Source organism: Streptomyces sp. DSM 41931 (assembly GCF_050271085.1).
In the GTDB taxonomy this organism is placed as follows: Bacteria; Actinomycetota; Actinomycetes; order Streptomycetales; family Streptomycetaceae; genus Streptomyces; species Streptomyces albogriseolus.
The window spans coordinates 1127941-1142566 of the sequence record NZ_CP189902.1; the positions used below are offsets into that span (position 1 = coordinate 1127941).

The following is a 14626-nucleotide window of genomic DNA, read 5'->3' on the forward strand; positions in this document are numbered from 1 at the left end:
CGGGGTCCACCCCGTGCACGGAGTGGACCCCATGGGCGGCGCGAGGCCGGATCAGAAGGAGGCGAGCACCGAGCCGGCGTACTTGTCCTCGATGAACTTCTTCACCTCGGGCGAGGTGAGGAGCTTCGCGAGCTTCTTGACGCGCGGGTCGTTCTCCTGGCCCTCCTTGACGGCGAGGAGGTTGCTGTTCGGGTTGTCCTTGGCCTCCTCGAGGACCAGGGCGTCCTGGGCGGGCTTCAGGTCGGCCTCGATGGCGTAGTTGCCGTTGACCACGGCGGCGTCGACGTCGTCCAGGGAGCGCGGGGTCTGGGCGGCCTCGAGCTCCTTGAAGGTGAGCTTCTTGGGGTTCTCGGTGATGTCCGCGGGGGTCGCCGAGGTGCCGACGCCGTCCTTGAGGGTGATCAGGCCGCCCGCGGCGAGCAGCTGCAGCGCCCGGCCCTCGTTGACGGTGTCGTTCGGGATCGCGATCGTCGCACCGCTCTTCAGCTCGTCGGCCTTCTTCACCTTGTGCGAGTAGAGGCCGAGCGGCTCCAGGTGCACATCGACGACCGACACGATGTGGGTGCCGTTCTTCTTGTTGAAGTCGTCGAGGTACGGCTGGGTCTGGAAGTAGTTGGCGCCGACCGAGCCGTCCTCCGTCGCGGTGTTCGGGGTGACGTAGTCGGTGAACTCCTTGACCTCGAGGTCGAGGCCGGCCTTCTCGGCGAGGTTGTCCTTCACGAAGTTCAGGATCTCGGCGTGCGGCACGGGGCTCGCGGCGACGACCAGCGGGCCGGAGGTGTCGGTGGCGGCGTCCTTGTCCGAGCCGCAGGCGGTGAGCCCGAGGGTGAGGGCTCCGGCGGCGAGGACGGCGGTGGTGATCTTGGCGGTGTTACGCACGAAAAGTGCCTTTCCTTGGATGGTGCGACCCCGTCTTGGTGCACGGGGAGTCAGGGGGGTGAGCCGGGCCGGCTCAGGCGGCCTTGCCGACCTCGGCGGAGGCGGGCTTCTCGCCCTTCAGCAGCCGCAGCTTCGGACCGGGTCCGGAGCGGGCGCCGCGGCGGTGCAGGGCGCGGGCGGCGAAGTCGCCGGCGAACTGGATCAGCGAGATGACCACGGCGAGGATCGCGACGGTGATCCACATCAGGCCGGTCTCGAAGCGCTGGTAGCCGTAGCGGACGGCGAGGTCGCCGAGTCCGCCGCCGCCGACGGTGCCCGCCATGGCGGAGTAGCCGATGAGCGCGATGACCGTGGTGGTGGTGGAGGCGATGAGCGAGGGCAGCGCCTCGGGGACGAGGACCTTGCGGACGATGGTCCAGGTGTTGCCGCCCATCGCCTGCACGGCCTCCACGAGCCCGTGGTCCACCTCGCGCACGGCGGTCTCGACGAGCCGCGCGAAGAAGGGGATGCCGCCGATGGCGAGCGGCACGATCGCCGCCTCGCTGCCGATGGTGGTGCCGGTCACCCAGCGGGTGAAGTTCATCAGGGCGACCATGAGGATGATGAACGGCAGCGAGCGGCCGATGTTCACGATCTGCCCGATGACCTTGTTCACCACGGTGTTCTGCAGCAGTCCGCCCCTGTCGGTGAGGACCAGCAGGATGCCGAGCGGAAGGCCGCCGACGACGGCGATCAGGGTGGACCAGCCGACCATGATCAGCGTCTCGGTACAGGCCTGTTCCAGCAGCGGCTGCATCTCGGACCAGGTCACTTGGCGCCCTCCTTCACCAGCGTGGGCTCGTCGTGGTCGACGACGTCGATCTGCAGGCCCTGCTCGCGCAGGAAGCCGATGGGCACGACGTTGTCCTCGTAGCGGCCGGGCAGTTCGATGCGCATGCGGCCGACCTGGAGCCCGCCGACGGTGTCGATGGCGGCGCCGAGGATCGATATGTCGATGTTGTAGGTGCGCGAGAGCTGGGAGATGACCGGCTGGGTGGCGCTCTCGCCGTGGAAGGTCACGTCGACGACGGTGCGGTCGTCGCCGCTCGCCTCGCCGCCGACGGGGAACAGCGCGGCGGCGAGTTCCGAGCCGGGGGTGGCCAGCAGGTCGGTGACCGTGCCGGACTCGACGATGCGGCCCCGTTCCATGAGGGCGGCCGAGTCGCAGATCGACTTCACGACGTCCATCTCGTGCGTGATGAGCAGGACGGTGAGGCCGAGCTGGCGGTTGAGGTCGCGCAGCAGCTGGAGGATCGAGCGGGTGGTCTCCGGGTCCAGGGCGCTGGTGGCCTCGTCGGAGAGCAGCACCTTGGGGTCGCCGGCGAGGGCGCGGGCGATGCCGACGCGCTGCTTCTGACCGCCCGAGAGCTGGGCCGGGTAGGCCTTGGCCTTGTCGGCGAGGCCGACCAGGTCGAGCAGTTCCAGCGCCTTGCGGGAACGTTCCTTCCCGGACGTGCCGAGGATTTCCAGCGGGAGTTCGACGTTGTCCTGCACGGTGCGTGAGGACAGCAGGTTGAAGTGCTGGAAGACCATGCCGATGCGGCTGCGCGCCCGGCGGAGCTCCCGCCCGGCGCGGGGGCCGCGGCCGGCGAGCGCGGTGAGGTCCTGGCCGGCCACCGTCACGGTGCCCGAGGTGGGACGCTCCAGCAGGTTGACGCAGCGGATGAGGGAGGACTTGCCGGCGCCGGACTGGCCGATGACGCCGTAGACCTCGCCTTCGCGGACGTGCAGGTCGACGCCGTCCAGGGCGGTGACCTCGCGGCCGCGGGAGCGGTGAGTCCGATAGACCTTCGTGAGGCCCGAGGTGGTGATCACGTGGGTTTCCGTCACTGTCGAGTGCGCGGCACGTCGTGGGCGCCGGGCACGTGGCATGCAGGGAAAGGCGGCAGGCCGGCACGGCTCTCGCGGACATGCGGGAGTCCGGGAGGAGACGTGCGCGGGGCGTGGCTCGGTCGCGCGTGCGGGGCACGCGGGCGGACGTGAGCCGGCTCTCGCTTCGGGGCGCGAGGCTCAGACGGTGCGGGGGCCCTCTAGAAGGCGCGCATTCGCAGCAGACACAGACAACGAGCACCGGGCGTCATGGTCGCCTCGGTCGCAGGGATGCGGTCGCTCGTCGTGGTCATGGTGGTCAGTAAAGCAGACGTTCACTTCTGAACGGACCCGGCTGTCCGCATAGTGGACAGCCGTGGACACCCGCATCCGCACGTCAGGGCCGTACGGCGATCTCGATGTCGGCATCCGTGACCAGTGCGGACAGGGCCGACAGGTCCTTCACGACGAGGTCGGCGGTCAGCTCCTCGGCACGGTGGGTTGTGGTCAAGGCCACGGTCGTCATGCCGGCGGCGCGGCCGGCCTGGAGCCCGGCGGGGGCGTCCTCGAAGACCACGCAGTCGGCGGGGGCGACGCCGAGCATGCGCGCCGCGAGCAGGTACGGCTCGGGGTCGGGCTTGCCGCGGGTGATGTCGTCGGCGGCGACCAGCGTCTTGGGCAGGATGCCGACGGCGCCCAGCCGGGCCTCGGCGAGCCGCCGGGTGGCGGAGGTGACCACGGCCCAGCGCTCGGCCGGCAGCCCGGCGAGGAAGTCCTTCGTCCCGGGCAGCAGGCCGACCCCGCCGTCGGCGACGTCCTCCACCTCCAGCTCCTCGATGCGCGCGACGGCCTGCGGCACGACGGGGGCGGGCAGCAGGTCGGCGGCTATCTCGGCGGCCGGCCGGCCGTGCAGCTCGATCCGCGCGAAGTCCTCGGCCGTCAGCCCGTACTCGACGGCCCACCGCGTCCAGCAGCGGTTGACCGAGTCCAGGGAGGACACGAGGGTCCCGTCGTTGTCGAAGAGCAGGGCGCGCGCATGAATGGTCATGCCATCGACCCTACGGGGCGCCGGACGCGGACCGGGAACGACGGCCGCGGGGCCGACGTCGGCGCGGCTTTTCCGGCGTAATAGGCTCCCTGCCATGCTGGATGTCCTGACCGTGGTGACCGCTGTCGCCGGGCTGCTGCTCGCCGCCTGGTGCGGCTGGGCCGCCTACCGTGACCAGCCGACGAAGGACTGGCACTTCATCGGCATGGCCGTGGTCACGCTGCTGGTGCTGGTGCAGCTGGTGGTCGGGATCGTGCAGCTGGCCCGGGGCGAGAAGCCGGACCAGGGCACGACGATCTTCGTGGCGTATCTGCTGGGCTCGTTCGCCTGCGTCCCGGCGGCGGGCTTCCTGTCGCTGGGCGAGCGCACCCGCTGGGGTTCGGTGACCGTCGCCGCGAGCGGCGTGGTGCTGGCCGTGCTCGAGGTGCGGCTGTTCGACATCTGGGGAGGCTGAGGTGACCGCGACGCAGGAGAGGCCGAACCGGACGCGGCTGGCGAGCGGGCCCGGACTGCTGCTGGTCTGGCTGTACGGGGTGATGGTGGTGGGCGCCGTGTCGCGCTCGGCCTACCAGATCGCCACCGAGTTCGACCGGGCGCCGCTCGCCTACACGCTGTCCGCGCTGGCCGGCGTGGTCTACGGCTTCATCACCTACACGCTGGTGCGCGGCGGGGAGAAGGCCCGCAGGGCGGCGCTGGTGTGCTGCGCCGCCGAGCTGGTGGGCGTGCTGACCGTCGGCACCTGGACGCTGGTGGAGCCGACCGCCTTCCCCGACGCCACCGTGTGGTCCGACTACGGGATGGGCTACCTGTTCATCCCGGTGCTGCTGCCGCTGACCGCCGTGTACTGGCTGCGCCGGGCGCGCGTCCAGGAGCCGGCCGCCTGACGGGCGGCCCGCCCCCTCGGGCGGCCGCCCCTTCCGTCTCCGGTCAGGCGGTCGTCGCGTACGTCTCCGCCTGCTTCTCCAGCACGATCATCGGTACGCCGTCGGCGCCGCGGGACGTGCCCACGCGCTGGTAGCCGACCTTGCTGTAGAGGCTGAGGTTGCTCTCGCTGCGGTGACCGGCGTGCAGCCGGAAGGTGCGGGCGCCGCGCTCGCCGGCGAGGGCGGACTCGGCGGCCTTGAGGAGCCGGGCGCCGATGCCGTGGCCCTGGAGGCGGGGGTGGACGCAGAGCTTGCCGATCGCGGCGGCGCCCTCCTCGGTGATCCTGCCGTGCACCGACCCGACGATCTCGTCGCCGAGGCGCGCGACGAACACGCAGTCCTGGGCGACCTCCTCGCGGACCGAGTCGAGGGTCTGGACCAGGGGATCGATGCGGTAGTTGCCGTAGAGGGCCGCCTCGCTCTGGAAGCACAGGTACTGCAACCTGAAGATCTGCTCCGCGTCCTGCTCGGCCGCCGCAGAGATGGTCACGCTCATGCCCATGTGCGCACGCCTCCCGCTCACCTGATCACCTGTCGTCCCCCACTCCTATCCCCGTCCTCAGCCCGTCGCAACCTCCGCCGCGAGTAAACGACGCAGACATCCCAGGCATCTGGAGCGTTCCGGGCCGAGACTGCCCTGTGAGATACCCAACTCCCCTGCGATTTCCCGGTATGTCGGATCGCGCGGGGACAGCAGCGCGGCGAGCAGACCGGGGCAGCGGCCGGGAAGCCGGCGCATCGCGTCGCGCAGGGCGCGGCGGTGGGCGGCGGCGAGCGCGAGCCGTTCCGGGTCGTGCCGGCCGGCGTCGGCGGGTTCGCAGGTCAGCGCCGTCTCGCGGCGGACGGTACGGCGGAAGCGGCGGGCCTCCGCGCGCACCGCGCGGCGCAGCCACAGCGGTGGGTCGGCGGGCGGTCCGTCACGGCGGAGCCGCTCGAGAAGCCGGAGCCAGACCGCCTGTTCCAGGTCGCCGGCCTCCGTGCCGCCGCCGCTCGTCTCGGCGGCGGCCTCGGCGGCGAGCAGCGGGCCGAGCAGGGCGATCAGGTCGCGCTCGGGGAGCGGCGCGTCCGCGGGCGGCGGGTCGTGGGCGGGGAGCGGGTCGGTTCTCACACGCGCAACGACCCGTCCGCCCCGGGCGGGGTTGCCCGGGGCGGACGTACCTCACCCCTTCCGGGGCGGTGCGGGTCAGGGGTTGACGAAGTCCTCGCGGGCCAGCAGCCCGGTGTCCGGGTGGTCGGTGAAGACGCCGTCGATGCCGGTGGCGAAGTAGGCGCGGTAGGCGCCGAAGACGTCTCCGTAGGCGTCGGGGTCGGCACCCTCGCGGAACTCGGCGGGCAGGAACGGGTTCTCGTTGCGCATCGTGTAGGGGTGCAGGATCAGGCCCGCGCGGTGGGCGTCCCGGACCAGGGTGGTGGGCTCGGTGAGCCGGCCCGCGGAGTCGCGCGGGATGATCAGGTTCAGGGTGGGGCCGATGCCCTGCGCGTAGGAGGCGATCTCCTTCAGGCCCCGGGGCGTGACGAGGTCGGCCGTGGTGCGCGGGTCGCCGGACTCGACGAAGTCCCAGGGGCGGCTGCCGGCGTCGGACAGCAGCACCACCAGCGGGTTGTCCACGAGCTCGCGGAGGCGCTGGACGCTGGTCGGCTCGAACGACTGCAGGATCACCGGGGAGTTTTTGCGGTCCTTGCCGTGCTTGCGCAGCAGTTTCGCCACCCGCTCCTCCAGGCCGAGGCCGAACGCGCGGAAGTAGGTGGGGTGCTTGAGCTCGGGGTAGATCCACACCTGCTTGCCGCGCTTGCGCGTCTGCTCGTCCTGCCAGCGCAGCACCTCCTCGAAGGTGGGGATCTCCCAGCGGCCGTCGTAGAGGGTGTTGTGCGGGCGGTTGGCGGGGATGCGCTCCACGGCGCGCAGCCGCTTGAGCTCGGCGAGCGTGAAGTCCTCGGTGAACCAGCCGGTGACCTGGACGCCGTCCAGCGTCTTGGTGGTGCGGCGGCCGGCGAACTCGGAGTGGTCGGCGACGTCGGTGGTGCCGCCGATCTCCGGCTCGTGGCGGCAGACGAGGTGGCCGTCCTTGGTGGGGACGAGGTCGCCGGCCTCGACGATGTCCGCGCCCATGTCGAGGGCGAGCTGGTACGCACCGAAGGTGTGCTCGGGCCGGTAGCCGCTGGCGCCGCGGTGACCGATGACCGTCGGCACGGGCAGGCTGTCGAGGCCCCGGCCGCGTCCGTGCCCCTGCCCGGCGCCCCGGGCCGCGCGGGCCGGGCCGGCGAGCCCGAGGACGGTGCCGCCCGCGCCGAGGACCGCCGCTCCGAGCACGGCCCGCCGGCCGGACCCGCTCGCCTGTTCGTTCGACTCCGGTGTCGCCATGAACGCCTCCTGTGTCGGCTGGTGCGGTGCGGGCCGATCGTAGGTGCGCCCGGTTGACGCACGGGAGACCTCGGGCCGAACACACGGGTGATGTCGTATGACGTACGCCCCTCCTCCGGATGACGTACGTCTGTCGTATTCCGGTGGTGGTGTGACGGAGCGTCCGGTTCGTACCGGCGGGCGCGGGTACCCGGGCGGGGCGCGGGTCCGGGCGAGCCGCGTCACAGCGTGACGGCCGTGTTGCGCGCCACCCGCGGGCGCGGCCGCGCAGGTGAACCAGGGTCAAGAGTCCGTAAGACCTCGGTTAACTGCCACGAGCCCGATGTGCGCGACTCCCCGGACCGCGAGTAATGTCCTCACCTGCACAGACTCATACGGCATTCATCGACGTCCGCTTCCCACCGGAGGGCCCGTTGTCCCGCTTCGCGCTCATCAAGGCAGTGCTCGGTCCGATCATGCGCCTGATGTTCCGCCCACGGGTGGAGGGCGCGGAGCACATCCCGGGCGACGGTCCGGTGATCCTGGCCGGCAACCACCTCACGTTCATCGACTCGATGATCCTGCCGCTCGTGTGCGACCGGCAGGTCTTCTTCATCGGCAAGGACGAGTACGTCACCGGCAAGGGCCTCAAGGGGCGGCTGATGGCGTGGTTCTTCACCGGCGTCGGCATGATCCCCGTGGACCGCGACGGCGGCCGGGGCGGTGTGGCCGCGCTGATGACCGGGCGCCGGGTGCTGGAGGAGGGCAACGTCTTCGGGATCTACCCGGAGGGCACCCGCTCCCCCGACGGCCGCCTCTACCGCGGCCGCACCGGCATCGCCCGGCTGACGCTGATGACGGGCGCGCCGGTGGTGCCGTTCGCGATGATCGGCACGGACAAGCTGCAGCCGGGCGGGGCGGGGCTGCCCCGCCCCGGGCGGGTCACCGTCCGGTTCGGTGAGGCGATGGAGTTCTCCCGCTACGAGGGGATGGACCGCGACCGGTACGTGCTGCGGGCGGTCACCGACTCGGTGATGACGGAGGTCATGCGGCTGTCGGGGCAGGAGTACGTGGACATGTACGCCAGCAAGGCGAAGGAAGCTGCCTAGTCGGGCAGCGTTCCTTTCCGGCGGGCGCCGGTGGAGCTCTGCTCCGTCGGCGCCCGTCGCCGTTTCGGGGTCCCTGCGGGCGGGTGGGGGCTTGGCGCGCAGTTCCCCGCGCCCCTCAAGGGGTTGTCGGGGGGCCGGGTGCGCAGGTGTCCGCGGGTCCTGTCAGGTGTTGTCCAGCCGTTGGTGCTTCAGCATGAACCACGCTGCCGCCGAGGCTGCCAGGAGGACCGTCGCCCCTGCGCCCGCTGCCAGGGTCAGGCCGTTGACGAAGGCCTCGCGGGCCGCGTCGAGCATGGGCTCCGCCGTGGCGGGGGGCATGTGGGTCGCCGCTTCCACCGCGCTGCCCAGGGATTCGTGGGCGGCGGGTGGGGTGCCCTGGGGGGCGGGGAAGTTCCGGTAGACGCCTGTGACGATCGAGCCCAGGACGGCGATGCCCAGGGCCGCGCCCAGTTCGTAGGCCGTCTCGGAGACGGCGGAGGCCGCGCCCGCCTGTTCCTTGGGGACGCTGGAGAGGATCACGTCCGCGGTCACCGTGAAGGAGAAGCCCGCGCCCGCGCCGACCACCAGGAGGGCCGTGCCGAGCAGGGGGTAGCCGGTGGACTGGCCGATGACGGTGAGGGCGGCCAGGGCCAGGCCGATGGCCGCCAGGCCCCCGGCGACGACCGAGCGCACCGAGAAGCGGCGGGCGGTCCGGCCGGCGAGCAGGCCGGCCGCCACCGCGCCGATCGCGGCGGGCAGTTCGGCGAGACCGGCCTCGAACGGGCGTCGGCCCTGGACCAGTTGCAGGTACTGGGAGAGGAAGAAGACCAGGCCGGACAGGCCGAGGACGGTGAGGAGGTCGGCGAGCACCGCTCCGCTGAATCCCCTGCTGCGGAACAGCCGCATGTCCAGGAGCGGCTTCGGCAGGACCAGCTGGCGGCGGACGAACAGGTACAAGGCCGTCGCGCCCAGCAGGCCTGCCGCGAGGGCGGACGCGCCGAGGCCGTGGCTCGCGGTCTCCTTCACCGCGTAGACCACGCCGATCATGCCGGCGAGGGAGAGGGCCACGCTCGTGAGGTCCCACGGGCCCGGTTCGGGGGTGCGGGACTCCGGGAGGAGCTTGATGCCGACGACCACCAGGACCGCCATGACCGGCAGGTTGATCAGGAAGACCGAGCCCCACCAGAAGTGCTCCAGCAGCAGTCCGCCGAGAATCGGTCCGACCGCCGTGCCGGCGGAGGCGGTCGCGCCCCAGATGCCGATGGCGAGGCTGCGCTCGCGCGGGTCGTGGAAGAGGTTGCGGATCAGCGCGAGGGTGGCCGGCATCAGCGTGGCCCCGGCGACGCCGAGCAGGGCGCGCGCCGCGATCATCACCTCGGGCGTGTGCGCGTAGGCGTTGAGCACGGAGACCAGGCCGAACGCGGCGGCGCCGTACAGCAGGATCCGCTTGCGGCCGATGCGGTCGCCGAGGCTGCCCATCGACACGAGCAGTCCGGCGAGCACGAAGGAGTAGACGTCGCCGATCCACAGCAGCTGGGAGCCGGTGGGTGCGAGGTCCTCGCTGATGTACGGGGTGGCGAGGCCGAGGACGGTCGCGTCGACGGCCACCAGCAGGACGGCGAGCACGAGGACCGACAGGGCGAGCCAGCGGCCGGGGCGGCGCGCCGTCTCCTCGGTCGGGGTCTCCTGCCGTATGGCGCTGGTCATGATTCCTTCCTTGCCGCCGGTTCCGCCGGGCGTCGTACGCCGCCGAGCAGCAGCTCGACGATCATGTGGGTGAAGTCCTTGGGGGCGACCCGGCCCTCGGCGACCGCCCAGGCGGCGGAGGCGAGCAGGCCGTAGAGGGCCTCGGTGAGCCAGGCCGGGGTGAGGTCGATGCGGAACTCGCCGCTCGACTGGCCGCGCCGGAAGAGCGCGGCGACGCTCTCGTCGATCCTCGCCCAGCCCTCGTTCTGCTCCTCGCCCTCGAAGAGCTGGTTCTCGGAGTAGAGGAAGGCGAGCAGGCCCGCGTGCGGTTCGATCTCGGCGACCAGGCGCCGTACGGCGTCGGTGGCGGGGCCCTCGTCGGTGCGGGCGGCGGCGAGGGCGGCCTCGCACTCGGCGATGCCCAGCGCCTCCAGGGCGCGGACCAGCGCGTCCCGGCCGGCGAACTGCCGGTGCAGGGTGGCGCGGCTGATCCCTGCGGCCCTGGCGACCTCGTCCATGGTCGCGGTGGATTTGCGGGTCAGCAGGGCCGCGGCGCTGCGCAGCACGTGGTCTCGGTCGACAGCCATGAGACGACGGTACCGCACATGAGACATTCCTGTATCATGCGGGGTATGCATGTCTCACGGCTGGGGCAGGGGGCCACGGCGATCAGTGCCAGGGCAGGGCGCCTCGGTGCTGCCAGTACGTCTCGGGGGTTTCCGCCAGCGGCGCCAGGCGGGCGAGCTGGTCGTCGGTGAGGTCGACGGCCGCCGCGTGCAGGTTGGAGGTCAGCTGGAGGACCGTCGCCGCGCCGGACAGGACGACGCCCGTCCACGGTTGGCGCAGGACGACCGCGAGGGCGACGGCGTCGCAGCCCAGGCCCGTCTCCTCGGCCACGGCGCGCAGCGGCTCGGGCGCGTGCGGTGCGGCCAGGCGGCCGTTGGCCATGCCCTCCTTCACGATCACCGTGAGTCCGGCGTCGTGGGCCTCGGCCAGTGCGGCGCCCGCGGAGGTCTCCAGGACGTTGTAGGTGGACTGGACCGCGCGGAAGAGGGGTTCGCCGTCGACGGTGACGGCGAGGGCCGCGCGGACGGCGTCCGCCTGGCGGGGGCCGCTGGTGGAGAAGCCGACGGTCACACCCTGTGCCGCCGCCTCGGCGAGGCGGGCGTGCAGATCCTTGTCGGTGAGGGCCGGGCTGTCCGGGGTGACCGAGTGGATCTGGTAGAGGTCGAGGCGGTCGCCGAGGATCGCGCCGCTCTCGGCGCGCTGGCGTTCGTACGCGGCGAGGGAGTGGTCCTTGACCTCGTGACGCTCCGCGTCGGTGGTCCAATCGGCTGTGTAGGTGTAGCCCCACTTGCTGCCGACGACCACGTCGGCGGCGTCGGGGCGGCTCTTCAGCCAGTCCGCGAGGAACTCCTCGCTGCGGCCGTAGGAGCGGGCCGCGTCGATGTAGCGGACGCCTTGGGCGTAGGCGGCGTCGAGGAGTTCGTGGGTGCGGGTGCGGAGGTTCTCGACCGTGCGGTCGTCGCCTTCGCCGAGGTCGGCGGCCCGGTCGAGGGTGATGTAGCCGGGGCGGCCCACCGCGGCGAGGCCCAGGCCCAGGTGGGCGGTGGGGGTGGTGGCGGTGGCCAGGCGGGAGAAGGGCATGTCGGCTCCGTCGGTCGGCTCCGGTTCGGCGGTGTCAACGTAACCCGAGTTGCGGCTGCCGCCTCGCCTATGAGCCCGGGACGTGCCGAGGCGCGGCGGGTGCGGGGGTCCCTCCGGGGCGCGGGGCGTGCGGCCGCGTGGGGGTTCGCCGCGCAGTTCCCCGCGCCCCTGAAAGGGTGTTGCGCGTGCGGCCGCGTGGGAGTTCGCCGCGCAGTTCCCCGCGCCCCTTCAGGGCGCTTCGCCTACTGCTTCTTCGCGGTCGACCACGTGTGCTGGAGGGACACGTTCTCCTTCAGTTCCGCGAGCTGGACCGCCACCGCGCCGGGGGCCGTGCCTCCCCTGCCGTTGCGGGAGGCCAGGGCGCCGGGGACGTCGAGGACCGAGCGGACCTCGGGAGTGAGGTGGGCCGAGATCTTCGCGAACTGCTCGTCCGTGAGGTCGTTCAGTTCCTTGCCCTCCGCCTCGGCGACCTTCACGCACTCGCCGGCCACCTCGTGGGCGACGCGGAAGGGCACGCCCTGGCGGACCAGCCACTCGGCGATGTCGGTGGCGAGGGAGAAGCCGGCGGGCGCCAGTTCCTCCATGCGCTCGCGGTGCACGGTGAGCGTGGCCATCATCCCGGTGAACGCGGGCAGCAGAATCTCCAGCTGGTCGATGGAGTCGAAGACCGGCTCCTTGTCCTCCTGGAGGTCGCGGTTGTACGCGAGCGGGAGGGCCTTGAGGGTGGCCATCAGGCCCGTGAGGTTGCCGATCAGGCGGCCGGACTTGCCGCGCGCCAGCTCGGCGATGTCCGGGTTCTTCTTCTGCGGCATGATCGACGAGCCGGTGGAGAAGGCGTCGTGCAGGGTCACGAAGGAGAACTCCTTCGTGTTCCAGATGATGACCTCCTCGGCGATCCGGGAGATGTTCACGCCGATCATCGCGGTGATGAAGGCGAACTCGGCGACGAAGTCCCGGGAGGCCGTGCCGTCGATGGAGTTGCCGGCGCTGCCGTGCTCGAAGCCGAGGTCCTTGGCGACCGCCTCGGGGTCCAGGCCGAGGGAGGAGCCCGCCAGGGCGCCGGAGCCGTACGGGGAGACGGCGGTCCGCTCGTCCCACTGGCGCAGCCGCTCGGCGTCCCGGGAGAGGGACTGCACATGGGCGAGGACATGGTGGGCGAAGAGCACCGGCTGGGCGTGCTGGAGGTGGGTGCGGCCGGGCATCGCCACGTCCGGGTGGGCCTCGGCGAGCCCGATCAGCGCGTCCTGGAGGTCGGCGATCAGACCGCCGATGGTGCGGGCATGGTCGCGTAGGTACATCCGGAAGAGGGTGGCGACCTGGTCGTTCCGGGACCGTCCGGCGCGCAGCTTGCCGCCGAGGTCCGGGCCGAGCCGCTCCAGGAGGCCGCGCTCCAGGGCGGTGTGGACGTCCTCGTCGGCGATGGTGCCGGTGAAGGTGCCGGAGGCGACGTCGGCCTCGAGCTGGTCGAGTCCTTCGAGCATGCGGGTCAGCTCGTCCTCGGTGAGCAGGCCCGCCTGATGCAGCACGCGCGCGTGGGCGCGGGAGCCGGCGATGTCGTAGGGGGCGAGCCGCCAGTCGAAGTGGACGGACGCGGACAGCTTCTCCAGGGCCTCGGCGGGACCGTCGGCGAAACGGCCGCCCCAGAGCCGGACGTCACCGCTGTTGCTGCTCACTGCGTGCTCCTCGAGGGTTCCGGATGTGCCGCCGCCTCCCCACGGGCGCGTGGAGAGGCGGCTGTCAGGCTAGTGCGTGTGATGGGTCGTCAGGCGCTGCGGCTCAGGCGAGGTCGCGCTTGGCCGCGATCTTCGACGACAGGCTGTAGATGTCGATGAAGCCCTTGGCCGCGGCCTGGTCGAAGGTGTCGCCGGTGTCGTAGGTGGCCAGGTTGAAGTCGTACAGGGACGACTCCGAGCGCCGGCCGGTGACGACGGCGCGGCCGCCGTGCAGCGTCATCCGGATGTCGCCGTTGACGTGCTGGTTGGCCTCGGCGATGAAGCCGTCGAGGGCGCGCTTCAGCGGGGAGAACCACTGGCCGTCGTAGACCAGCTCGCCCCAGCGCTGCTCGACCTGCCGCTTGTAGCGGGCCAGCTCGCGCTCGACCGTGACGTTCTCCAGCTCCTGGTGGGCGGTGATCAGGGCGATCGCGCCGGGGGCCTCGTAGACCTCGCGGGACTTGATGCCGACGAGGCGGTCCTCGACCATGTCGATCCGGCCGATGCCCTGGGCGCCGGCGCGCTCGTTGAGCTGCTGGATGGCCTGGAGGACGGTGACGGGCTTGCCGTCGATGGCGACCGGGACGCCCTCCTTGAAGGTGATGACGACCTCGTCGGGCTCCCGGGGCACGGCCGGGTTCTGCGTGTACTCGTACACGTCCTCGATGGGCGCGTTCCAGATGTCCTCGAGGAAGCCGGTCTCGACGGCGCGCCCGAAGACGTTCTGGTCGATGGAGTACGGGGACTTCTTGGTGGTGGCGATCGGCAGGCCCTTGGCCTCGCAGAAGGCGATGGCCTTGTCCCGGGTCATCGCGTAGTCGCGGACCGGGGCGATGCACTTCAGGTCGGGGGCGAGGGCGACGATGCCGGCCTCGAAGCGGACCTGGTCGTTGCCCTTGCCGGTGCAGCCGTGGGCGACGGTGGTGGCGCCGTGCTTCTGCGCGGCGGCGACGAGGTGCTTGACGATCGTCGGCCGGGACAGCGCGGAGACCAGCGGGTAGCGGTCCATGTAGAGGGCGTTGGCCTTGATCGCCGGGAGGCAGTACTCCTCGGCGAACTCGTCCTTGGCGTCCGCGACCTCGGCCTCGACGGCACCGCAGGCGAGCGCGCGCTTGCGGATGACGTCCAGGTCCTCGCCGCCCTGGCCGACGTCGACCGCAACGGCGATGACCTCGGCGCCCGTCTCCTCGGCGATCCAGCCGATGGCGACGGAGGTGTCCAGACCGCCTGAGTAGGCGAGTACGACGCGCTCGGTCACGGGTTTCTCCTCACAGTGCATTCGCTGATATGCATGAGTATGCAGGAGTCCGCATGATTCGTCAATTCGCCTGGTCGCGGGGTGCCTGCCGGGACCGCACCGCGGTTATTTCGCGCAGCAGTTGAACGCGGGAAACCGCTTGCGCGTACTGCTCACCGGACGCAGGCGCCGCGTCCCTCCACCGAGACACCCCCGA

Annotated in this window: 15 protein-coding genes; 3 read left to right on the forward strand and 12 right to left on the reverse strand. The window is 71.6% G+C overall.

What is annotated here, in order from left to right:
• Positions 1-51: 51 nt before the first annotated feature.
• The 4 genes from ACP7TJ_RS05425 to ACP7TJ_RS05440 form a co-directional block, all read right to left on the reverse strand.
• Positions 52-879: a MetQ/NlpA family ABC transporter substrate-binding protein gene (locus tag ACP7TJ_RS05425; RefSeq protein ID WP_093765864.1), complete on the reverse strand. Its 828-nt coding sequence runs from the start codon at positions 877-879 to the stop codon at positions 52-54.
• Between the two features lie 73 nt (positions 880-952).
• The gene (locus ACP7TJ_RS05430; RefSeq protein ID WP_167744034.1) at positions 953-1690 is read right to left on the reverse strand and encodes a methionine ABC transporter permease; all 738 of its coding nucleotides are present in this window, start codon (positions 1688-1690) and stop codon (positions 953-955) included.
• On the reverse strand, positions 1687-2733 hold the full coding sequence (locus ACP7TJ_RS05435; protein WP_246532042.1) for a methionine ABC transporter ATP-binding protein: 1047 nt from the start codon (positions 2731-2733) through the stop codon (positions 1687-1689). Before ACP7TJ_RS05435 ends, ACP7TJ_RS05430 begins: the two co-directional genes overlap by 4 nt.
• A gap of 391 nt (positions 2734-3124) precedes the next feature.
• Entirely contained in the window at positions 3125-3775 is a 651-nt protein-coding gene (locus ACP7TJ_RS05440) for an HAD family hydrolase (RefSeq protein WP_189910345.1), read from the reverse strand.
• A 94-nt stretch (positions 3776-3869) separates the two neighbouring features.
• Between ACP7TJ_RS05440 and ACP7TJ_RS05445 the strand changes: the two genes are divergently transcribed.
• Both ACP7TJ_RS05445 and ACP7TJ_RS05450 read left to right on the forward strand, forming a co-directional pair.
• On the forward strand, positions 3870-4229 hold the full coding sequence (locus ACP7TJ_RS05445) for a hypothetical protein (RefSeq protein ID WP_093765861.1): 360 nt from the start codon (positions 3870-3872) through the stop codon (positions 4227-4229).
• A 1-nt stretch (position 4230) separates the two neighbouring features.
• Entirely contained in the window at positions 4231-4659 is a 429-nt protein-coding gene (locus tag ACP7TJ_RS05450; protein WP_093765860.1) for a hypothetical protein, read from the forward strand.
• Positions 4660-4702: 43 nt separating this feature from the next.
• Here the strand turns inward: ACP7TJ_RS05450 and ACP7TJ_RS05455 are convergent, their stop codons facing one another.
• From ACP7TJ_RS05455 to ACP7TJ_RS05465, 3 genes are all read right to left on the reverse strand, one after another.
• Positions 4703-5200: a GNAT family N-acetyltransferase gene (locus ACP7TJ_RS05455; protein WP_093765859.1), complete on the reverse strand. Its 498-nt coding sequence runs from the start codon at positions 5198-5200 to the stop codon at positions 4703-4705.
• A gap of 57 nt (positions 5201-5257) precedes the next feature.
• Positions 5258-5740: a sigma-70 family RNA polymerase sigma factor gene (locus ACP7TJ_RS05460; protein WP_220451508.1), complete on the reverse strand. Its 483-nt coding sequence runs from the start codon at positions 5738-5740 to the stop codon at positions 5258-5260.
• Positions 5741-5881: 141 nt separating this feature from the next.
• The gene (locus ACP7TJ_RS05465) at positions 5882-7060 is read right to left on the reverse strand and encodes a glycerophosphodiester phosphodiesterase (protein ID WP_427762316.1); all 1179 of its coding nucleotides are present in this window, start codon (positions 7058-7060) and stop codon (positions 5882-5884) included.
• 413 nt (positions 7061-7473) lie between these two features.
• On the opposite strand from ACP7TJ_RS05465, the gene ACP7TJ_RS05470 reads away from it, so the two are divergent.
• Positions 7474-8148, forward strand: a complete 675-nt coding sequence (locus tag ACP7TJ_RS05470; RefSeq protein ID WP_048458238.1) for a lysophospholipid acyltransferase family protein — start codon at positions 7474-7476, stop codon at positions 8146-8148.
• Positions 8149-8310: 162 nt separating this feature from the next.
• On the opposite strand, the gene ACP7TJ_RS05475 is transcribed toward ACP7TJ_RS05470, so the two are convergent.
• The 5 genes from ACP7TJ_RS05475 to ACP7TJ_RS05495 all read right to left on the reverse strand — a co-directional run bounded on the left by ACP7TJ_RS05475 (position 8311) and on the right by ACP7TJ_RS05495 (position 14430).
• The gene (locus ACP7TJ_RS05475) at positions 8311-9834 is read right to left on the reverse strand and encodes an MFS transporter (RefSeq protein ID WP_367560379.1); all 1524 of its coding nucleotides are present in this window, start codon (positions 9832-9834) and stop codon (positions 8311-8313) included.
• Positions 9831-10400, reverse strand: a complete 570-nt coding sequence (locus ACP7TJ_RS05480) for a TetR/AcrR family transcriptional regulator (RefSeq protein ID WP_220451507.1) — start codon at positions 10398-10400, stop codon at positions 9831-9833. Before ACP7TJ_RS05480 ends, ACP7TJ_RS05475 begins: the two co-directional genes overlap by 4 nt.
• Positions 10401-10482: 82 nt before the next feature.
• Positions 10483-11460, reverse strand: coding sequence for an aldo/keto reductase (locus ACP7TJ_RS05485; RefSeq protein ID WP_266395771.1), 978 nt, complete (start codon positions 11458-11460; stop codon positions 10483-10485).
• A 242-nt stretch (positions 11461-11702) separates the two neighbouring features.
• The gene (gene argH / locus ACP7TJ_RS05490) at positions 11703-13133 is read right to left on the reverse strand and encodes an argininosuccinate lyase (RefSeq protein ID WP_427762317.1); all 1431 of its coding nucleotides are present in this window, start codon (positions 13131-13133) and stop codon (positions 11703-11705) included.
• A gap of 103 nt (positions 13134-13236) precedes the next feature.
• Positions 13237-14430, reverse strand: a complete 1194-nt coding sequence (locus ACP7TJ_RS05495; protein ID WP_189910349.1) for an argininosuccinate synthase — start codon at positions 14428-14430, stop codon at positions 13237-13239.
• Positions 14431-14626 lie beyond the last annotated feature (196 nt).

What these genes read in the sequence shown, in the direction of transcription:
- ACP7TJ_RS05480 (WP_220451507.1), bottom strand. Translation starts at nt 10,400, where the DNA reads ATGGCTGTCGACCGAGACCACGTGCTGCGCAGCGCCGCGGCCCTGCTG.
- ACP7TJ_RS05445 (WP_093765861.1), top strand. Translation starts at nt 3,870, where the DNA reads ATGCTGGATGTCCTGACCGTGGTGACCGCTGTCGCCGGGCTGCTGCTC.
- ACP7TJ_RS05465 (WP_427762316.1), bottom strand. Translation starts at nt 7,060, where the DNA reads ATGGCGACACCGGAGTCGAACGAACAGGCGAGCGGGTCCGGCCGGCGG.
- ACP7TJ_RS05440 (WP_189910345.1), bottom strand. Translation starts at nt 3,775, where the DNA reads ATGACCATTCATGCGCGCGCCCTGCTCTTCGACAACGACGGGACCCTC.
- ACP7TJ_RS05475 (WP_367560379.1), bottom strand. Translation starts at nt 9,834, where the DNA reads ATGACCAGCGCCATACGGCAGGAGACCCCGACCGAGGAGACGGCGCGC.
- ACP7TJ_RS05455 (WP_093765859.1), bottom strand. Translation starts at nt 5,200, where the DNA reads ATGGGCATGAGCGTGACCATCTCTGCGGCGGCCGAGCAGGACGCGGAG.
- ACP7TJ_RS05485 (WP_266395771.1), bottom strand. Translation starts at nt 11,460, where the DNA reads ATGCCCTTCTCCCGCCTGGCCACCGCCACCACCCCCACCGCCCACCTG.